Source organism: Flavobacterium sp. N2038, from assembly GCF_025947185.1.
Taxonomy (GTDB): Bacteria; Bacteroidota; Bacteroidia; order Flavobacteriales; family Flavobacteriaceae; genus Flavobacterium.
This window is the reverse complement of record NZ_CP110001.1, coordinates 4,431,461-4,452,326: the sequence shown is the minus strand read 5'-3', so window position 1 is coordinate 4,452,326 and position 20,866 is coordinate 4,431,461. Positions and strand designations below refer to the sequence as shown.

At 34.1% G+C, this 20,866-nt stretch carries 19 protein-coding genes and 2 tRNA genes; 11 read left to right on the top strand and 10 right to left on the bottom strand.

The window, feature by feature from the left end; translation table 11 throughout:
• Window positions 1–16 precede the first annotated feature (16 nt).
• Complete coding sequence (gene folK / locus OLM51_RS19465) at window positions 17–1,150, top strand: 2-amino-4-hydroxy-6-hydroxymethyldihydropteridine diphosphokinase (protein WP_264552232.1); 1,134 nt, start codon at window positions 17–19, stop codon at window positions 1,148–1,150.
• Window positions 1,151–1,269: 119 nt separating this feature from the next.
• Here folK and OLM51_RS19460 read toward each other — a convergent pair whose 3' ends face one another.
• Window positions 1,270–1,812, bottom strand: a complete 543-nt coding sequence (locus tag OLM51_RS19460; protein ID WP_264552231.1) for an RNA methyltransferase — start codon at window positions 1,810–1,812, stop codon at window positions 1,270–1,272.
• Between the two features lie 76 nt (window positions 1,813–1,888).
• Window positions 1,889–2,311 (bottom strand): DUF1573 domain-containing protein, encoded by a 423-nt coding sequence (locus OLM51_RS19455; protein ID WP_264552230.1) that lies wholly within the window; start codon window positions 2,309–2,311, stop codon window positions 1,889–1,891.
• 158 nt (window positions 2,312–2,469) lie between these two features.
• Here OLM51_RS19455 and mutS point away from each other — a divergent pair, with 158 nt between their 5' ends.
• From mutS to OLM51_RS19435, 4 genes are all read left to right on the top strand, one after another.
• Window positions 2,470–5,076, top strand: a complete 2,607-nt coding sequence (gene mutS, locus OLM51_RS19450) for a DNA mismatch repair protein MutS (RefSeq protein WP_264552229.1) — start codon at window positions 2,470–2,472, stop codon at window positions 5,074–5,076.
• 160 nt (window positions 5,077–5,236) lie between these two features.
• Window positions 5,237–5,309: transfer RNA gene (locus OLM51_RS19445), tRNA-Gly, on the top strand.
• Between the two features lie 14 nt (window positions 5,310–5,323).
• Window positions 5,324–5,409 (top strand) — tRNA-Leu (locus tag OLM51_RS19440).
• A 121-nt stretch (window positions 5,410–5,530) separates the two neighbouring features.
• Window positions 5,531–5,908, top strand: a complete 378-nt coding sequence (locus OLM51_RS19435) for a DUF1508 domain-containing protein (protein ID WP_264552228.1) — start codon at window positions 5,531–5,533, stop codon at window positions 5,906–5,908.
• Between the two features lie 135 nt (window positions 5,909–6,043).
• Here the strand turns inward: OLM51_RS19435 and OLM51_RS19430 are convergent, their stop codons facing one another.
• Both OLM51_RS19430 and OLM51_RS19425 read right to left on the bottom strand, forming a co-directional pair.
• Complete coding sequence (locus OLM51_RS19430; RefSeq protein WP_213254559.1) at window positions 6,044–6,268, bottom strand: hypothetical protein; 225 nt, start codon at window positions 6,266–6,268, stop codon at window positions 6,044–6,046.
• Window positions 6,269–6,610: 342 nt separating this feature from the next.
• Entirely contained in the window at window positions 6,611–7,852 is a 1,242-nt protein-coding gene (locus tag OLM51_RS19425) for a 3-deoxy-D-manno-octulosonic acid transferase (RefSeq protein ID WP_264552227.1), read from the bottom strand.
• Between the two features lie 134 nt (window positions 7,853–7,986).
• Here OLM51_RS19425 and OLM51_RS19420 point away from each other — a divergent pair, with 134 nt between their 5' ends.
• From OLM51_RS19420 to OLM51_RS19410, 3 genes are all read left to right on the top strand, one after another.
• Complete coding sequence (locus OLM51_RS19420) at window positions 7,987–9,120, top strand: DegT/DnrJ/EryC1/StrS family aminotransferase (protein ID WP_264552226.1); 1,134 nt, start codon at window positions 7,987–7,989, stop codon at window positions 9,118–9,120.
• Window positions 9,121–9,162: 42 nt separating this feature from the next.
• Complete coding sequence (galE, locus tag OLM51_RS19415; RefSeq protein WP_264552225.1) at window positions 9,163–10,179, top strand: UDP-glucose 4-epimerase GalE; 1,017 nt, start codon at window positions 9,163–9,165, stop codon at window positions 10,177–10,179.
• A gap of 81 nt (window positions 10,180–10,260) precedes the next feature.
• Complete coding sequence (locus tag OLM51_RS19410; protein WP_264552224.1) at window positions 10,261–11,166, top strand: DMT family transporter; 906 nt, start codon at window positions 10,261–10,263, stop codon at window positions 11,164–11,166.
• A gap of 128 nt (window positions 11,167–11,294) precedes the next feature.
• Here OLM51_RS19410 and fabD read toward each other — a convergent pair whose 3' ends face one another.
• Together fabD and OLM51_RS19400 are read right to left on the bottom strand one after the other, a co-directional pair.
• A complete protein-coding gene (gene fabD, locus OLM51_RS19405; protein WP_264552223.1) occupies window positions 11,295–12,170 on the bottom strand; it encodes an ACP S-malonyltransferase in 876 nt (291 codons plus the stop codon).
• Between the two features lie 71 nt (window positions 12,171–12,241).
• Window positions 12,242–12,604 (bottom strand): DUF983 domain-containing protein, encoded by a 363-nt coding sequence (locus tag OLM51_RS19400; RefSeq protein ID WP_264552222.1) that lies wholly within the window; start codon window positions 12,602–12,604, stop codon window positions 12,242–12,244.
• A gap of 95 nt (window positions 12,605–12,699) precedes the next feature.
• Between OLM51_RS19400 and OLM51_RS19395 the strand changes: the two genes are divergently transcribed.
• Entirely contained in the window at window positions 12,700–13,560 is an 861-nt protein-coding gene (locus OLM51_RS19395) for an AraC family transcriptional regulator (protein WP_264552221.1), read from the top strand.
• Window positions 13,561–13,714: 154 nt separating this feature from the next.
• Here OLM51_RS19395 and OLM51_RS19390 read toward each other — a convergent pair whose 3' ends face one another.
• From OLM51_RS19390 to OLM51_RS19375, 4 genes are all read right to left on the bottom strand, one after another.
• A complete protein-coding gene (locus tag OLM51_RS19390) occupies window positions 13,715–14,248 on the bottom strand; it encodes a YceI family protein (RefSeq protein WP_264552220.1) in 534 nt (177 codons plus the stop codon).
• 180 nt (window positions 14,249–14,428) lie between these two features.
• Window positions 14,429–14,653 carry a (4Fe-4S)-binding protein gene (locus OLM51_RS19385; RefSeq protein ID WP_264552219.1) on the bottom strand — a complete coding sequence of 75 codons (225 nt, stop codon included), beginning with the start codon at window positions 14,651–14,653 and terminating at the stop codon, window positions 14,429–14,431.
• 174 nt (window positions 14,654–14,827) lie between these two features.
• Complete coding sequence (locus tag OLM51_RS19380) at window positions 14,828–15,544, bottom strand: pirin family protein (protein ID WP_264552218.1); 717 nt, start codon at window positions 15,542–15,544, stop codon at window positions 14,828–14,830.
• A 477-nt stretch (window positions 15,545–16,021) separates the two neighbouring features.
• A complete protein-coding gene (locus tag OLM51_RS19375; protein WP_264552217.1) occupies window positions 16,022–17,503 on the bottom strand; it encodes a helix-turn-helix domain-containing protein in 1,482 nt (493 codons plus the stop codon).
• Window positions 17,504–17,714: 211 nt separating this feature from the next.
• On the opposite strand from OLM51_RS19375, the gene aceB reads away from it, so the two are divergent.
• A complete protein-coding gene (gene aceB / locus OLM51_RS19370; RefSeq protein WP_264552216.1) occupies window positions 17,715–19,316 on the top strand; it encodes a malate synthase A in 1,602 nt (533 codons plus the stop codon).
• Window positions 19,317–19,550: 234 nt separating this feature from the next.
• Window positions 19,551–20,831 carry an isocitrate lyase gene (gene aceA, locus OLM51_RS19365; protein ID WP_264552215.1) on the top strand — a complete coding sequence of 427 codons (1,281 nt, stop codon included), beginning with the start codon at window positions 19,551–19,553 and terminating at the stop codon, window positions 20,829–20,831.
• Window positions 20,832–20,866: the final 35 nt, after the last annotated feature.

Sequence of the window (20,866 nt, the reverse complement as noted above, 5' to 3'; positions counted from 1 at the left end):
TTAATTTGCATTAATTATGAAGTCACAGCATCAAGTCGTTTTATCTATAGGGAGTAATCAGGGAAACAGGTTAGCAAATATCGAAAGTTGTATTGCTTTAATACATCAGGAAGTAGGTACGGTAATCAGGGTGTCCAGACTATACGAAACACCAGCCTGGGGATTTGAAAGTGATGCTTTTTATAATTGCGCACTGCTTTTGCATAGTACTTCATCAGCACAAAAAATACTGAATCAGGTTTTAAAAGTTGAAAAACAATTGGGCAGAATCAGACTCAATCAGGAAGGATATCAATCCCGACTAATTGATGTTGATTTGATTGCTTTTGATAGTGAAATTATTGATTCGGAAAAACTTCAGATTCCGCATCCCTTAATGCAAAACAGGAATTTTGTTTTATTGCCCATGCAGGATTTAAAACTTGATTGGGAACATCCTATTTTACAAAAAACGGTTTCAGAATTAATTACCATTAGCCCGGATGAAAGTGTTTGTACTGTTGTTCAGAGTTTAAGGAATCCTTTGAGAGAAATTGCATTAGAGAAATTTAATTATATTGCTTTTGAGGGAAATATTGGGGCAGGAAAAACTACTTTGGTACATAAAATAGCAGAAGATTTTAATGCCAAACCAGTTTTGGAAGGATTTGCAGATAATCCGTTTTTGCCCAAGTTTTATAAAGATCAAAATCGTTATGCTTTTCCTCTTGAGATGTCTTTTTTGGCAGATCGTTATCAGCAATTATCAGATGATTTAAAGCAATTTGATTTGTTTAAAGATTTTATTGTTGCGGATTATCATATTTTTAAATCTTTGATTTTTTCAAAAATAACACTTGGAGAAGATGAATATCGATTGTACCGAAATTTATTCGATATCATTTATAAGGAAATGCCAAAACCCGATTTGTATATTTATCTGTATCAAAATACAGAGCGTCTGCTTCAGAATATTAAAAAGCGAGGCAGAAGTTACGAGCAAAATATAGAGGCGGGTTATCTCGATAAAATCAACAATGGTTATTTGGATTATATTAAATCTCAAACAGATCTCAATGTTTTAATCATAGATGTATCAGATCGTGATTTTGTAAAAAAACACGAAGATTATCTTTTTATCTTGAATGAAATTCAGAAGAAATTGAATTAGATAATTAGAAAATGTGTCAATTAGATAATTGTGCTCAATTTTATAAATTATCTCATTTTCTAATATTTACAAGGGAAAACTCGTTGTAAAGTATCATTTTACGATAGTTAAAATGTATTTTAAATAGAATTTGGCCAATTTAATTTTTGAAACAAATCCCAAACTACAATTCCGGCACTTACAGCAATATTAAGCGAATGTTTAGTTCCCAGTTGTGGAATTTCGATGCAGCCATCACATATTGCAACGGCTTCCTGAGCTACACCAAAAACTTCATTTCCAAAAACTAATGCATATTTTTGATTTTTCTCTACTTTGAAATCCTGAAGAAAAACAGCGCTTTCAACCTGTTCAATTGCCATTGTTAGTACATTGTCTTTCTTAAGATTTTCAATGACTTCCAGTACATTTTCATGATGTTCCCAGGCTACAGTTTCAGTTGCACCAAGAGCAGTTTTGTGTATTTCTTTATTAGGAGGAGTAGCTGTAATACCGCATAAAATAATTTTTTCAATCAGGAAAGCATCAGCAGTTCTAAAAACAGATCCAATATTATGCAGACTGCGAATATCGTCCAATACTAATATTAAAGGTGTTTTATCTGATTTTTTAAAATCTTCAATTGATTTGCGATCCAGCTCGCTGTTTTCAAGTTTTCTCATTGGTGTTGTATTCAGAGCATAAAAAAAGCCTCCAAAGATAAGGAAGCTTTTTCGATTATTTTATTTTGTTTTCAGATTAACTTTTTACAGGATCTGGTAAAACAGTACCTTTAATTGTAAGTACTTTTGTTGGTTGTCCTTCTGCATTAGAAGTAACAGTTACAGTTTTAGTAAAAGCACCAACTCTGTCAGTAGCATATTTTACTCCAATAATACCTTTTGCACCCGGAGCGATTGGTTCTTTTGGTGTAGTTGGTACAGTACAACCGCAAGATCCTTGTGTGTTTGTAATGATTAATGGTTTAGTTCCGTTGTTTACAAAAACAAACTCACGTTTACCATCAGCATTATGAGCGATAGTTCCGTAGTCAATAGTTTCAGTTTCAAAAGCCATTCCTGCACCTTCGATTTTAGCAACTTTAGCTTTTTTAGCGCTTTGTGCATTAGAAGCTGTAATTCCAACTACAGCTAGCATAACAAATAAAATTATTTTTTTCATCTTTTAGGGTCTTTGTTTTTAATTATGAACAAATCTATGTAAAAATCTTAAATGCTCGCTTAAAAATATCTTAAAATATTTTAATTTTTGAAGCTTTCGATATGCCGCTAAAAAAGCATAAATTCGCTGTCTTAATTTTTCATTTAAAATATAATAATTTGGCAGCTAAAGAAAAAGTGGTGAAAGAGACACCTTTAATGAAACAGTACAACGAAATCAAGAGTAAATATCCTGATGCATGTCTGCTTTTCAGAGTAGGAGATTTTTATGAAACCTTTGGAGAAGACGCCATTAGAGCTTCTAAAATTCTTGGTATTACATTAACCAAAAGAGGTGCAGGATCCGAAACTGAAACTGCTTTGGCCGGTTTTCCGCATCACTCCGTTAATACTTATTTGCCAAAATTAGTAAAAGCAGGACTTCGTGTTGCAATCTGCGACCAGCTTGAAGATCCTAAAATGACTAAAACAATCGTTAAAAGAGGAGTGACTGAGCTTGTAACTCCGGGAGTTTCTCTAAATGATGAGGTTTTGCAGTCTAAATCGAATAACTTTTTAGCATCTGTTTACTTTGCTAATAAAAATATTGGAGTGTCCTTCTTGGATGTTTCAACAGGGGAATTTTTGACAGCACAAGGAAATGCAGAATATATAGATAAACTTTTGCAGAATTTTAATCCAAGTGAAGTTCTGGTTCCTAAGAATAATAAAAATGATTTTAAAGAGGCTTTTGGAGAAGACTTTCATAGTTTTTATCTGGAAGACTGGATTTACAAAGAAGATTATGCTTTAGAAATCCTTACTAAACATTTTCAAACCACTTCATTAAAAGGTTTTGGTGTCGAAGAGTTAAAAGAGGGTATTATTGCGTCGGGTGCAATTTTATATTATCTGTCAGAGACACAGCATAATCGCGTGCAGCATATTACGGCAATTCAGCGTATAGCAGAAGATGCTTATGTTTGGATGGATCGTTTTACGATTAGAAACTTAGAGTTGTATCATAGCTATAATCCAAATGCAGTTACGCTTCTGGATGTTATTGATAAAACGCTTTCTCCAATGGGTGGGCGTTTATTAAAACGTTGGTTGGCATTACCACTAAAAGACAGTAATAAAGTAAAAAGCCGACACGAAGTTGTGGCTTACTTAAAATCTAACTCCGAAATTCTGCATAATATTCAATATCAAATTAAGCAAATTTCAGATTTAGAGCGTTTGATTTCTAAGATAGCGGCAGGAAAAGTATCGCCACGTGAGATTGTTTACTTAAAAGAATCTTTAGATGCTATAATTCCAATTAAAACCTTAGCACTTGAGAGTCCTCAGGAAGCTGTTAAAGTTATTGGTGATAGTTTGCACGCGTGCGATTTATTAAGGGAAAAAATCAAAACAACATTAAATCAAGATGCTCCGGTTGCAATTGCAAAAGGAAATGCAATTGCAAAAGGAATTAATGAAGAATTAGACGAACTGCGCGCAATATCAACTTCCGGAAAAGAATATTTAGAAGGAATTGAAAAAAGAGAATCAGAGCGAACAGGGATTTCTTCGTTAAAAATTTCTTTTAATAATGTTTTCGGGTATTATATAGAAGTTAGAAATACACATAAAGATAAAGTTCCGGCAGAATGGATTCGAAAGCAAACGTTAGTAAATGCAGAGCGATATATTACTGAGGAATTAAAAGAATACGAAACTAAAATTTTAGGCGCAGAAGAGCGAATTTATAAAATTGAAACTGACCTTTTTGAGCAGTTGGTAGCCTGGATTGCAACTTATATCAAGCCAGTTCAGATGAATGCAAATCTTGTTGCGCAATTAGATTGTTTGTGTTCATTTACACAACTGGCCATTGAGAATAAATATGTGCGTCCTGAAATTGACGAAACATTTGAATTGGATATTAAAAATGGAAGACATCCGGTAATTGAAAAGCAATTACCAGTCGGAACACCTTATATTGCTAATGATGTTTTTCTGGATAGAGAGACTCAGCAGATTATTATGATTACCGGACCAAACATGTCGGGTAAGTCGGCTATTTTAAGACAAACTGCTTTGATTGTTCTTCTGGCGCAAATGGGAAGTTTTGTTCCTGCTGATAGTGTTAGAATGGGAATTGTAGATAAGATCTTTACCAGAGTAGGTGCTTCGGATAATATTTCGATGGGAGAGTCCACTTTTATGGTTGAAATGAATGAGACGGCTTCTATTTTGAATAATATTTCAGACAGAAGTTTAGTGTTGTTGGATGAAATTGGAAGAGGAACCAGTACTTATGATGGAATTTCTATTGCCTGGGCTATCGCTGAATTTTTACACGAACATCCGGGAAGAGCGAAAACCTTGTTTGCGACGCATTATCATGAATTAAATGAAATGACCGAATCATTGCCTAGAATTCAGAACTACAATGTTGCTGTAAAGGAATTAAAAGATACAGTTTTGTTTGTTAGAAAGCTGGTAAAGGGAGGAAGTGCGCATAGTTTTGGAATTCATGTGGCTAAAATGGCCGGAATGCCACAGCTTGTTATTTCGAAAGCACAGAAGCTTTTAAAGAAATTAGAAAAAAATCATTCAAGTGATGCATTAAATGGAATTAAAGCGGCAAGCGATGAAATGCAAATGAGTTTCTTTAATCTGGATGATCCTTTGCTCGAAGAAATAAAAGAGGAAATTTTAAGTCTGGATATTAATGCAATTACACCGGTCGAAGCACTAATGAAACTGAATGAGATTAAAAGGATGCTGGTGAAGAAATAAAACTAAAAAAAAGTCAGGTTTAAAGTTTAGGTTATCAGAATGTTATAAAATAACTGAACTTTTTTTTCAAAAAATGCTTGTTTAATTGGATAAATGTCCTAAATTTGCACTCGCAATACAGAACAAGTGATGTGTTGTAGTTCTTGAAAAGATCTGAAATGCGAAAATAGCTCAGTTGGTAGAGCGCGACCTTGCCAAGGTCGAGGTCGCGGGTTCGAGCCCCGTTTTTCGCTCAAAACCATATAATGCTCGGATGGTGAAATTGGTAGACACGCTGGACTTAAAATCCAGTGAACAGCAATGTTCGTGCGGGTTCAAGTCCCGCTCTGAGTACTAAAGCCTCTTCTTTTGAAGAGGCTTTTTTTATGGTGTAAACTCTCGTTTTAAAATGAATTGCAAAGCAAATCTGTTTTAAAGAATCTAAGAAGTCTAAAATTAAAATCTAAAATTATAAATGGGTGCATTCGTTATTAGCAGGCGATTTAATGATGAATATAAATTTGTTTTCACTTCCAGGAAAGGGAAAGTGATTTTTACGAGTTTGAGTTATGAATTGAAATTTGAAGGGGAGGAGGATATTGAAAAGTTTAAGGCAAATATAGATCAGGCTAAGTTTTTGAAGTTTAAAGGTTCTGGCGGAAAGTATTTTTTTAAATTAATGTTGGGAGAGGTTCATTTTGCGACAAGTCGAAAGTATACAACGGAGTTGCTTTTGCAAAAGGGAATTAAGGAGATAGTTACTTATGCGGCTAAGTCTGAGGTTTTGGATTTCTCGTCGAATGAATCGATTTTTGAAGATGAGGAGGAAATGGTAGGGGATGAAATAGATTAGTTGAGGTTAGGTGTATAAAAAAAGCGTTTACAATTGTAAACGCTTTTTTTTTATGGATTATGTCCGGGTTTAAATTTGGACATAAAAAAACCATCACGATGGATGGTTTTAAAATCTTTAGAATTTAGGTTCTAATTATTTTTTTACTTCTTTAGCAGCTTCTTCTACTTTAGTAGCAGCAGAATCAACTTTTGCAGCAGCAGAGTCAACAGTTGTAGCAGCAGAATCAACTACAGCAGCAGCAGAATCAACAGCAACAGCAGTAGAATCTACAGCAGTTTCAGCTGCAGCGTCAGCTTTTTTACAAGATACAACAGTTAAAACAGCAACAACAGCTAAACTTAAAAATACTTTTTTCATCTTACTTTATTATAAAAGGTTAATTATTAATTCGTGGCAAAGATATAAATTTTTTAATATGTAAAATATTTTTTTATTTTTTTTTTAAAATATTTTCATCGCTCACGATTATCTTAGTTATCAAATAATATGCCAAAACAGTAAAAGTTGTTTGTATTGTTGTATTTTTTGCAGAAATTGTTTGTTATTGAATATTCTGCAAAAAAAATAACCGTTTGCATCCTGTGGCTTGCGCTTTATTTTGATTTTGGCTGAGTATTCTGTAAATGGCAAAAGTAATATATACTCTAATCTTAAGTGTTTTTTAACTGTTTGACTGTTAAAATGATTTTTTTTGAAATTTTAAATCGCTTCAGAGACCATCCTCAGTATGATATTTGTGGCTCCTGTATTATCCTGAATGTAGGATTTGCAAATTCTGCTTTTTTCGCTGAGAAAACTTTGATCATTTAATAAATGATCAAGACTATCTTTTAATTCTGCGTTGTTAGAGATTGTAATGCATCCGCCAAGATTAACTAATTGAATGGCTTCTGCAAAATGTGAATAATTAGGGCCAATTACGATAGGAAGCCCAAATGTTGCGGGTTCTAATATATTATGAACGCCGGGATTTCCAAAACCGCCTCCCACGTAAGCGATTGTTCCGTAACTGTAAATTTTGGTTAATAAGCCAACGGTGTCAATGATGAATACATTATAATCTGATAGGTTGCCGGCGTTACTTTTTTCTGAAAAAAGCACGGTAGACTTTGTGAGCTGTGTTTTTAAGTTCGAAATCTGATCTTGCTTGATGTTATGCGGTGCAATAATAAATTTTACATTTTCTGAAGCCTGATTGATATATTCCGTTAATAATGCTTCGTCTTTTGGCCACGAGCTGCCTATGACGATAGTGGGTTTGTTGTTTTTGAAACTTTCAATAAAATCAAGTGAATTGTCTCTTTCCAAAATCGCGTTAACACGATCAAAACGAGTATCTCCGGATACAATTACATTTTGAAATCCGATAGATTCGATTTTTTCTTTTGATTTTTCATTCTGAACAAAAAAATAGGAGAAAGCTTTTAGGGCTTTACGATAGAAACCGCCATACCATTTAAAGAACATTTGATTGTCTCTGAAAATTCCTGAAATTAAATAAGTAGGGATTTTATTTGTTTCTAATTCCTTTAAATAGTTTAGCCAAAATTCGTACTTAATAAAGAATGCTAATTCAGGATGAGCTAGCCTAATGAATTTTTTTGCATTTGCTTTATTGTCCAAAGGTAGATAAAGTGTAACGTCTGCAACTGTGTTATTTTTACGCACTTCGTATCCGGAAGGGGAAAAAAAGGTTACAATGATTTTATGAGAGGGGTATTTTTCTTTGATCTTTTCTATAACAGGAAGCCCTTGTTCATATTCTCCAAGTGATGCTGAGTGAAACCAGATTGTCTTATCTGAAGGTTTGATTTTTTCTTCCAGAATGTTGAAAACATTTTTTCTGCCTTCAACAAAAAGTTTAATTTTCGGACTAAAAAGAGCTACAATTTTCAGAAAAAACCCCGCAATAGAAATAACTAAATTATATAGAAAAAGCATCTGTTTGTTTTTGTGGCTAAATTACATTTCTTTCGATTATTTTCATTGGTTTGCCGATATTAAATAACTATTTTTGTTGCTTGTTTTAAAGATTCTGTTTTAAAATCAGGTCTTTAGTTTAAATATAATTGAAAATGAAAAAAATTCAAATGGTTGACTTAAAAAGTCAATATGAAAAAATAAAATCTACTGTTGATGCTTCAATTCAGGAAGTTTTAGACACAAATACTTATATCAATGGGCCGTTGGTTCATCAATTTCAAAAAAATCTGGAAGATTATTTAGGTGCAAAACATGTAATTCCGTGTGCAAATGGTACAGATGCTTTGCAAATTGCAATGATGGGATTAGATTTAAAACCTGGAGATGAAGTTATAACTGCCGATTTTACTTTTGCAGCAACTGTTGAGGTTATTGCATTGTTGCAATTGACTCCTGTTTTGGTTGATGTTGATATGGTAAATATGAATATTGATATTGAGGCAATTAAAAAAGCAATTACACCAAAAACAAAAGCAATTGTTCCGGTACATCTATTTGGACGCGCAGCCAATATGGATGCGATTATGGAAATTGCAGCAGAACATAATTTATATGTAATTGAAGATAATGCACAGGCTATTGGAGCTGATTATATCTCAAAATCTGGAGAAAAAACTAAAGTTGGAGTAATCGGACACGTAGCAGCAACTTCATTCTTTCCGTCTAAAAACTTAGGTTGCTATGGAGACGGCGGTGCAATTTTTACAAACGATGATAAACTGGCTCATATAATAAGAGGAATTGTAAATCACGGAATGTACGAGCGCTACCACCACGATGTTGTAGGGGTGAATTCTCGTTTAGATAGTATTCAGGCAGGAGTTTTAAATGCAAAACTACCTTTATTAGATGAATACAACAAAGCACGTCGTTTAGCAGCAACGAAATACAATGCAGCTTTTGCGGGTAACAAGCATATAATTACACCAGATTTTGATGCAAACGAAAACGATCACGTTTTTCATCAATATGTTTTAAGAATTATTGATGCAGATCGTAATGCTTTAATGCAGCATTTATTAGATAAAGCAATTCCATGTGCGATTTATTATCCAATTCCGTTGCATTCTCAAAAAGCTTACGTTGATACTCGTTATAAAGAAGAACAGTTTCCGGTTACAAATCAATTAGTTCAGGAAGTTATTGCTTTACCAATGCATACAGAGCTTGACGATGAGCAAATTAAGTTTATCACAGATTCAGTTTTAGAATTTCTAAATAAGTAAAAAAAATAAACCAAATAAACAACAGCACAAAACAACCAAAAAATGAAAGTATTAGTAACAGGAGGATTAGGATTTATTGGTTCTCACACTGTAGTCGAATTGCAAAATGAAGGCTATGAAGTGGTGATAATCGATAATCTTTCAAATTCTACAGAAGATGTTTTAAAAGGAATTACAGCGATTACAGGCAAAACACCTTTATTCGAAAAATTAGATTTAAGAGAAAAATCGTCCGTTCGGGATTTCTTTAAAAAACATAACGATGTTACAGGAGTAATTCATTTTGCAGCTTCAAAAGCAGTTGGAGAGAGCGTTGAACAGCCATTGTTGTATTATGAAAACAACATTAGCAGTTTGGTATATCTTTTACAGGAACTACAGCAAAAACCAGAAGCAAGTTTTATTTTCAGTTCATCCTGTACCGTTTACGGTCAGGCTGAAAAAATGCCAATTACAGAGGATGCTCCGGTTCAGGCAGCAATGTCTCCTTATGGAAATACTAAGCAAATTGGAGAAGAAATTATTACAGATACTGCTAAAGTAACTAATATTAGAGCAATTCTATTGCGTTATTTTAATCCGGTAGGGGCACATGCAACTACAGAAATTGGAGAATTACCAATAGGTGTTCCTCAGAATTTAGTTCCTTTTATTACGCAAACCGGAGTAGGATTGCGTCAGGAATTATCTGTATTTGGAAATGATTACCCAACACCAGACGGAACAGCAGTGCGTGATTATATTCATGTGGTAGATTTGGCAAAAGCACACGTTATTGCGCTACAGCGTTTATTAAATAAGAAGAATTTATCAAAAGTTGAAACTTTCAATTTAGGTACCGGAAAAGGAAGTTCAGTACTTGAAGTGATTAATAGCTTCGAAAAAGTTAGTGATAAAAAATTACCTTATAAGATTATGCCGCGTCGTGAGGGTGATATTACCGAGGCTTATGCAAATACAGATAAAGCAAATAATGTTTTAGGATGGAAAGCGGAGCTAAGTTTAGACGAAGCTATGGCGAGCGCCTGGAAATGGGAACAAAAAGTAAGGAATAAATAATTCTTTACATTAGAATTATAAAATTTTAAAATCCCAAATTATAGCAATATAATTTGGGATTTTTTTAGATGATTGATTATCATGAGACAAAGTTTAGATTATAAATTAATTTTCGCTCTGGCGGCGGTTGGAATTATTTGGGGGACAACATTTTTGGGAATAAGAGTTGCGGTTGAGACGATTCCGCCCTGGTTTGTAACCTCTATTCGCCAGGGATTGGCCGGACTTATTATGATGACAATTTTGTTGTTTAAGAAGGAACTAAAATGGATTGGCTGGAATAATTTAAAGCAACAGCTTATTCCGTCAGTTTTGATGATTGTTATTGCAAATGGTTTTACAACAATTGCTGAACAAACTTTACCCAGCGGGCTGGCCTCTGTAATAAGTGCCTTGTCTCCAATTCTTATTTTTCTGGGCAGTATTTTATTTGGATTGCAGAAGATAAGTTTAAAGGGATTTATAGGGGTGATTATTGGATTCTCGGGTGTAGTTTTCATTTTCAAAGACGGATTGGGGTCATTTTTGGATGCCGATTACAGAACCGGAATGATGTTTATGGGATTTGCAATTTTGGCTTGGGCTGCCGGGACGATTTATACTAAAACACATGCAAATAGATCGAACAATATTATACTCAATTTGTTTTATCAGTTTACAATGGCTTCTTGTATCCAATTAGTATTGGCTGCAATTTTCTCGCCAAATCCGGACCTGAGTTTATGGAGTTCAAGAAGTATTTTTGCTGCTTTGTATTTATCTGTTTTTGGTTCAGTGATTGCTTTCTTTAGTTATAATTATGCTTTGAAACATGTTACAGCAGTACAAGTTTCTATTCTTTCTTATATAAATACAATAATTGCTGTTTTTTTAGGATGGCTTCTTCTGGACGAAATCATTACAATTGATTTTATTATTGCAACTGCTCTTATTATTCTGGGGGTTTTTATTGTCAATTATAAGAAAAAGGAAAAGAAAGTTTTGTAGCACAGCAAAGACCACTTATGCAAAGTAAAATTTAAATAAAAATAAAAATAAAATCCTCATAAACTGTTTAAAGTCTATGAGGATTTATTATTTATACAGTTAATAACTGAATATTGAGCTCTTAAAAATTAAGCATTCGCAGTAAGTGCTTCTTTATCAATTTTATTAATTAAACCGGCTAATACTTTTCCTGGGCCAACTTCTGTAAACAAAGTAGCGCCGTCAACGATCATTTGTTGTACAGACTGAGTCCATTTTACAGGAGCTGTTAATTGAATGATTAAGTTCTTTTTAATTTCATTTGCGTCAGAAACTGCATTTGCAGTAACGTTTTGATATACCGGGCAAATAGGAGTAGAGAATGTCGTTGCTTCAATCGCTGCAGCTAATTCTTCTCTCGCTGGCTCCATCATTGGTGAGTGAAATGCACCGCCAACAGGTAAAATTAAAGCACGTTTTGCTCCGGCAGCTTTCATTGCTTCACAAGCTTTTTCAACAGCAGTAGTTTCTCCGGAAATTACCAATTGTCCCGGGCAGTTATAGTTTGCAGCAACCACAATTCCGTCGATAGAAGCACAAACTTCTTCAACAATATTATCCGCTAAACCTAAAACCGCAGCCATTGTAGATGGAGTAATTTCGCAAGCCTTTTGCATAGCCAAAGCACGCTGAGAAACTAACTTAAGACCGTCTTCAAAAGATAAAGTTCCGTTAGCAACCAAAGCTGAAAACTCGCCTAAAGAATGTCCTGCAACCATTTCCGGTTTAAAATCATCACCTAAAGTCTTTGCTAAAATAACAGAGTGTAAAAATACAGCCGGTTGAGTAACTTTAGTTTCTTTTAGTTCCTCGGCAGTACCTTCAAACATAATATCTGTAATTCTGAAACCTAATATTTCATTAGCTTTTTCGAATAATTCTTTGGCTAAAGCCGAATTTTCATATAAGTCTTTGCCCATTCCTGTGAATTGTGCACCCTGACCTGGAAATACGTATGCTTTCATTTGTCTAATTTGTTTTTTATTTTTTTTGGAATTGAAATTAGCTTCAATTGAAAGGCAAAAATAGTACTTTTTTACTTCGTATAATCCTTAAACATGTAAATCCATGCTAATCTTGAAAATCGGAGATTAAAGGGAGTGAGTAAAGTAATCACTACTGCAATGATTGGAATAATTCTTAAATCGAAATTTTTTTCGAAGAAAAACTGAGCAATACAATACGTTGCAATTCCTTGTGCGACTGTTAATCCGTAGTTTACGTACATAGCACCAAAGAAATAACCCGGCTCTTTTTGGAATTTATAGTTGCAATGACTGCAGTATTCATTCATTTTTGGAAAACTGAAGTTGAAGAAAATATTTTTATCTGTAAATACTTTTCCTTTATGACAAACAGGACATTCGTTGCTTAAAATATGAGTTAATGCGCTTGACATGATTTTGTTGTTTTTATTTATACAAAGGTAATTCAGTGCTTTATAAAAGCCTTTTTTATATCTTCGCTAATTATAGCACAATAAAGACATTTGTTATGAAGAAGTATCCTGTTTACAGTGTGCAGAATTTCAGTTGCAATGATATTCATCGCGATTTTTATGTAAATACGTTTAAAGAACATTTAAAAAACCACAGTTTTGTCGAAGAACCACATCGGCATGATTCGTACTTAATGGTGTTTTTTACAAAAGGTTCAGGATTACATGAAGTGGATTTTGATCAATTCGGAATTAAGAGAGGAAGTCTTTTTGTTTTACAACCCGGGCAAATGCATCACTGGAATTTATCTGAGGATGTTGAAGGTTTTGTAATTATCTTTTCTCAGGAATTGTATAATTTGTATTTCGGACAGAAAAAGATTAATGATTATAATTTTTATCATTCAATTTATAACAGACCGGAAATGGTTTTTGAAGAAAAAGAAATCCCGAAAATTCTGCCGTATTTCGATCTGCTCATTCAGGAGAATAATCAAAGCAATAAGTATCAATTAGACAAACTGTTGAATCTTTTGGACTGCATTCATATTGAAGTGGCTAGAAAATATAGTGAAACCTATTCGCATCAAGCGCATTCGTACAATATCAAAATCAATACATTTGAATCTCTTTTGGAAGCATATTTCAGAACCGAAAAACTGCCGTCATTTTATGCCGAAAAGTTAAATATTACTTTGAAGCATTTGAACAGAATCTGCAATGAAATCCTTCAAAAAACAGCAACAGAAGTAATCACAGACCGCGTTATTCTCGAAATAAAAAGAATGCTTACGGATAAACAATTAGCAGTAAACGAAGTTGCTTTTAAAGTGGGCTATGAAGATTACTCTTATTTCTCCCGATTCTTCAAAAAACAAACCGGAATGTCGCCGACTGAATTTCGAAATATAAAGTAAAAAAGGGTTTCGACTTCGCTCAGCCTGACAATCGTATTCTTAAAGATATCATATGTCAGGCTGAGCGAAGTCGAAGCCCCGTTCCTAAAAGCAAAAATCCCATACTAAAAGTACAGGATTTCTTAACCAACCAATTAAATCCGAGAATGCTTAATTAAGCTTGTTTTACAAACTGTAATTCAATGTTTAATTTTACTTCTTCTCCAACTAAAACACCGCCAGTTTCAAGAGCTGAGTTCCAGTTTAATCCCCAATCTTTACGATTGATTTTTCCTTCTATGCTTAAGCCTACTTTTGTATTTCCCCAAGGATCAGTCATGGTTCCGCTAAATTCTACCGGGAATTTTACTGTTTTCGAAACACCTTTAATATTCAGATCTCCAGTTAATTCATATTCTCCAGCATCAATTTTTTTGAATGATGCAGCTTTGAAAGCTAATTTTGGATGATTTTCAGCGTCAAAAAAGTCACCGCTTCTTAAATGTCCGTCTCTGTCTGCATTTGCAGTATCGATTGAAGCGATATCACCAGAAAACTCGATTGTAGCGTTTTCGAAGTTATCTCCGTCTGTAGTAATTGTAGCGTCGTAAGTTCCAAATTTTCCTGAAACATTTGTAAACATCATGTGTTTAACTTTAAAACCAATTTCTGAGTGAGTTGGGTCAATTGACCATTTTGTAGTTGCCATAATTTTATTTTTTTATTATTAATTTCATTTTGATAGGACAAAGTTACGGTGGCACTAAGCGTATCGCACTTAACCTAGATTAAGAAATAAAAAATGTGATAATTTTTTGATTATCACATTTTAAAGTTTTTTTTGTGAATAGACCTGACAGGTTTTTAAAACCTGTCAGGTCTACGATAATTATTTATTCATATAAAAACTCAGCGCTCCTGAAGGACATTTATTAACGGTTGAAATTATCTTTTCTGTTGTAGAGTGTTCTGGAGTAATCCAAGGTTTTTCTTTTGGGCGAAAGACATCAGGATTGTTGTTTTTGCAATTAGCAGAATGAATGCATTTTTCGGGTTGCCACACGATAGTTACTTCTCCGTTTGTATATTCTTTGGTAAGATTATCTAGATTCATGATTGAAAATTTTAGCGGTTAATTTTGATGGAAGTCAGACCAATTTTCTATTATAAATTTAGTCTTTATTTTTTATATTTTTTTCAAATTAAGCAAAAAAAGAAACGATAACAATCTGATTTATAGATTTATTATCGTTTCAAAGTACAGGTATTAATTGCTTTTGTTTCCTAATTAATAGTTCATAGGAATATCCATTAATAAAAATTCAGCGTCTGTATTTGCTTTAATATTTAAAGTATCAGTTCCTGAAATTCCAACTGCATCACGGCTGTTTAATTCCTGACCGTTGATAGTTACGTTTCCTTTTAAGATGAAAGCATAAACTCCGTTTCCTTCTTTTTTGATTTTATATTCAGTAGTAACTCCAGTATCAAAATTTCCCATGTTGAACCAGGCGTCCTGATGAATCCAAACTCCTTCATCGTCTGCATTTGGGGATAAAACCTGAGCCAGTTTATTATGTCTGTCAGCAACATCTAAAGTAATTTGCTGATAACGTGGTGTAACATTTCTTTTATTTGGAAACAACCAGATTTGCAACAATTTAGTTTGCTGATCTGCGTTTGGATTAAACTCACTATGCTGAATTCCGGTTCCGGCACTCATTACCTGGATATCACCATTTTTGATTACTTCTGTATTCCCCATACTGTCTTTGTGAGCCAAATCACCTTCTAAAGGAATCGTAATGATTTCCATATTATCGTGAGGGTGAGTTCCAAATCCCATTCCGGCAGCAATCGTATCGTCATTTAAAACACGAAGTGCTCCAAAGTTAATTCTATCCGGATTGTACCAACTCGCAAAACTAAAGCTATGATAAGCGTTTAACCATCCGTGATTTGCATTTCCTCTTGTCTCTGCTTTGTGCAATATTATATTTTCCATGATTTTTATGTTTTGTTAATTTTATAGTACAAAGATACAGTCAAGGTCAAGGAAAAGCACTTAATGTAGATTAAGAAAGGTTTTTTAAGGTTCTGAGGTTCTAAGGGGCTATCCCGATAGCTATCAGGACTAAGTTTTTTTATGGAGCAGAAATTTTGGTTTTCAAAAGACGTTCAGTCCCGCTATCCGTTGCAATCTTTTGTGTCCGCCGCGGCGGACACAAAAGGATTTTCACTTCTATCGGGGCTATGCTAGAAGTTTCATTTTTATAAGAAATCTATATTTTCAATTTGTATAAAAGTTCCAGAGGAACGAATTATATTGTAGGGATGGATTTTAATCCATTCTACGCAATCATAATCGACAAAGATTGGCGATTATAGAATCGGAATTTCTAGTGCGATCTCTCCTTCGTCGAGAAGACAAAATTGTACGCAAAAAAAATCTAAAATCTAAAGTCTGAAATCTAAAATTTCTTTAGCTATATTGATTCATAAATTGCTGTACCACAGCATCTGTATTCTCATGGCGTTTCTTTTTCTCCAGAGCAATAGGAGGAGAAGCACGTTCCAGACAATCTTGAACTGAACAAGTTTCGCATGTAACGCCCACAATTCGCTTGACTAAAGGTTTTCCTTCAATAAATTTGAATTTCTTTTTCATTGCTGGATTTATTAGAATTCCAACCGAAATACTTCTAATATAATTTTCTGCGAAAGGATCTTTTGTAGCCGATGAAAAAACCAAATATTCGTTTCCGCTGTTGGCATAACTTGAAATTTGGGCATCAAAAAAATGAGGCTTATTTTGTCTGATTGCCTCATCTATTGTTTTTACCGAAACCCATCTTCTACAATAATGCTCGTTGGTTTCGTTGGCATGCGGTTCCTGTTGATTGGTTATATGTAATTCTTTGTTTATTTGATAAAAATCGGAACCGGGACGATGTGATAATCTCAAAAAGAATAAGTTCTTCAGATGAAAATCTTTTGGTAATAAATTGGTTAACCGCTGATAAAATGATTCAGGCGAAACTTCAAAACTTTCAATTAATGAAACAAATTCTTCCGGTTTTGGGCTTTCGTTTTCCAGAAAAGCATTGATTTTGCTTACAACTAATTTTCTAGGAAGCAATAAAGCACCGGCAAAATAAGAAGCATAAAAATTATTCAGGACCTGATCAAAATTTTCAAATTTAATCCAGCTGAAAGTCAGTAAACGTTCTGAAATTTTTAAGTAATTATAGGCTATTTCTTTAGCTAAAATAAAAGCTTTCTGAGGTGCGTCAATTTCTGTTGAAAGTAGCAAGGTTTTGCTTTTCGGAACATAAATCGACCGTAAATCATCTAAGGCTTCCTGATCTGTAAAAGCAATTTCTTTGATATTATATTCGTATTCTTCTTTTAAAATCGCCTCAAGTTCTTCAATGCTGATTTTAGAATCTAAATTGATCTGAAATGACTTCGAAAAAGCAATTACTTTTTCTTCTAAATCTTCAAAATAATTACTGTGTGCTTCCTGATACGATCGCAAAGCAGCAAGAAAAAAACTTTCCCGGCTTAAATTATAATGCTGTGCGATTTCAATAATAGTACTGATAAAGGCATTGACTTTTGCAGGTGCATTGGCAATAATATCAATTAAATCGGCTTCCTGAATTCCGAAAAGCTCGAGTGGAATCTCTTTTAAAATTCCTGATTTTAAGATTTCACCAATCGGAGCGAGGTTGTTATCAAGTTTTAACGACACCATTTGATCATAAGTCACATCCAAATGTTCGCATAAAAGCAAAATTTTATCTGTTTTAGGATATTTTTTTCCCTTTTCAATCTCGTTTAAGTACGATTTTGAAAGATTAGTCAGTTTAGCCAGGCCAAAAAGTGAAAGATTTTTTTCAGTGCGGACTTGCTTGAGTTTTAGCCCAAAAATCAGCTTAATATAGTCTTTTTCGATATCCATAATGTCAAATATAAGTATTCTAAAAACAATCGCAAAATAAATATTTTTAAAATTTAGCGAACGTTCGCTTGTTTTGTAAAAAACTTTTTTATAACATTGTACTGTCGAAACGTATTAATTATGAATTAGTTATAATTTATTCGTTTTGGTAAAACGAAAAGCAATTAAGGAGAAAAGCTTTTTAATCAAATAAAAATTAAAATCTGCAGCTATGAAAAACCAATTAGAGATCACTGAAATGGCTTTTGAAATTCTGGCCGACAAGAAACTCGCTTATCCAAAAATCTGGACCGAAGAAGCGATTGCATTTATTGCTGAATTGCACAAAAAATTCGAATCACAACGAAAAGTATTGCTTTTGCAGAGAGAGCAAAAACAAATCGCTTTTGATCAGGGTGTCATGCCGGTTTTTACTCCAGAAACAAAAAACGTCAGAGAAGGCAATTGGAAAGCTGGAGAAATTCCGAAAGATTTATTAGATCGTAGAGTGGAGATTACTGGGCCAGTTGATCGCAAAATGATTATCAATGCTTTGAATTCGGGTGCTAAAACTTTTATGGCAGATTTTGAAGACAGCACTTCGCCAACCTGGCAAAATTTAATGGACGGGCAAGTGAATTTAATTGATGCGGTTAACAAAACCATCACTTATACTGATTTGGTGAAACAAAAATCATATCATTTAAATGAAAAAATAGCAACGCTTATTGTTCGTCCGAGAGGTTTGCATTTACTGGAAAAGCATCTTTTGATTGAAGGAAATGAAGTTTCCGGATCTTTGGTAGATTTTGGTTTGTATGTTTTTCATAACCATAAAAGACTATTAGAAAACAATTCAGGGCCGTATTTCTACATTCCTAAATTGGAACATTATCTGGAAGCAAGATGGTGGAATACAGTAATTGATTTTACAGAAGACTATTTGAAGTTGAAAAGAGGAACTATAAAAGTGACAGTTTTAATTGAGACAATTACGGCAAGTTTTCAACTGGATGAAATCATTTACGAATTAAAAGAACATATCGTTGGTCTTAATTGCGGACGCTGGGATTATATTTTCTCTTACATCAAAAAGTTTAGAAAAAATCCAAAATTTATTGTTCCGGATCGTGATCAGGTAAATATGACTTCGCCTTTTATGAATGCGTATTCAAATCTCGTAATTCAGAGATGTCATAAGCGTGGTATTCATGCAATAGGCGGTATGGCAGCACAGATTCCGATTAGAAATAATGAAGAGGCCAATGCGATCGCTTTTGCAAAAGTAAAAACCGATAAAGAGCGTGAAGTTAAAAATGGCCATGACGGAACCTGGGTAGCACATCCGGATTTGGTTTTGCTGGCAAAAGAAATTTTTGATAGAGGAATGCCGACTCCAAATCAAATTCATATTAAAAGAGAACATCGAAAAATTACAGAAGAAGATTTAATTGAACCACCAATTGGATTGATTACTGAAAATGGTGTTAGAAAAAATATCAATGTTGGTGTTTTGTATCTGGCTTCATGGCTGAACGGACAAGGTGCAGCTGCTTTACATAATTTAATGGAAGATGCAGCAACAGCCGAAATCTCAAGATCGCAATTGTGGCAGTGGCTTCAAAACAAAGTGGTTTTAGATAATGGACGAAAATTGGATTTGGCATATTATCATGAACTGGCTTTGGATGAATTTCAAAAAATAAAAACAGAATTAGGAGAAGAAAATCACGAAAAACAGCAATTCCCATTAGCTGAAAAAGTATTGGAAAGATTAGTTGTAAATACTGACTTTGTTGATTTCTTGACAATTCCGTGTTACAAATATTTATAAGAAAAAAAACGCTAAATCTGCGAGATCTGGGGCGAATAAATTTTTCACGCAGATTTAGCAGATCAGGCAGATAAAATGAGACTAAAGCTTACGCCTAATTATTTAAACAAGTGTAACGTCTTTAACCACAATAGATAACTATGTTTCTATGTGTTAAAAACTAAAAACTGATCCCGATAGCTATCGGGAGAGACTGAATACTATTACTTACTAACCACTTTAACTTAAACATTTATGAAAACAACAGAAGACAGAATTCAGGAATTGATTAACGATTGGATTGCAAACCCAAGATGGAAAGGCGTTGAACGTCCTTATACTGCCAGTGAAGTAGTGACACTTCAGGGTTCCTATCATATTGAGCATTCTATTGCCAAAATGGGAGCGCAAAAATTATGGAGAAAGTTAAAAAGTCAGGATTATGTTGCGGGTTTGGGAGCTTTGACTGGAAATCAGGCGATTCAGGAAGTAGATGCCGGTTTAGAAGCGATTTATTTGAGTGGATGGCAAGTTGCAGCTGACGCAAATCTGGCGGGTGAGATGTATCCGGACCAATCGCTATATCCTGTAAACAGTGTTCCGATGGTAGTAAAAAAGATTAATAATGCTTTATTACGTGCTGATCAGATTCAGACTGTAAATAAAGTTGAAGATAAAAAGGATTATTTGGTGCCGATTGTAGCGGATGCTGAAGCAGGTTTCGGAGGAAATTTAAATGCTTTCGAGTTAATGAAATCAATGATTGAAGCAGGAGCGTCTGGAGTTCATTTTGAAGATCAGCTAAGTTCTGCTAAAAAATGTGGACATCTGGGAGGTAAAGTTTTGGTACCAACGCAAGAAGCAATTAATAAACTGATTGCAGCCAGATTAGCTTCAGATGTTATGGGAGTTCCGACTTTAATCGTAGCAAGAACAGATGCAGAAGCAGCAAATTTATTAACGAGCGACGCAGATCCGAGAGACAGGAAGTTTTTAACCGGAGAAAAAACGGCTGAAGGTTTCTTTTATGTAAAAAACGGAATCGAACAGGGAATTGCAAGAGGATTAAGTTATGCTCCTTACGCTGATTTGATCTGGATGGAAACCAGTAATCCGGATTTAGAATTTGCAAGAAAGTTTGCAACGGCTATGAAAAAAGAATTCCCGGATAAAATGCTGGCCTACAATTGTTCTCCATCTTTTAACTGGGCTGCAAAATTAACTGTTGCCGAAATGGAAACGTTTAGAGAAGATTTGGCTGCAATGGGGTATAAATTTCAGTTTATAACTTTGGCAGGATTCCACGCTTTAAATACAAGTATGTTTGAATTATCAAGAGCTTACAAAGAACGTGGTATGGCAGGATATTCTGAGTTGCAGGAACGTGAATTTGCTTTACAGAAAAATGGATTCAGAGCTGTAAAACATCAGGCTTTTGTGGGGACTTCTTATTTTGATGCCGTTCAAAATACGGTTATGATAGGAAAATCAACGATAACAGCGATGGAGCATTCTACAGAGGTTGAGCAATTTTAATTCAAAAGAAAAGCCAGTTCATTGAACTGGCTTTG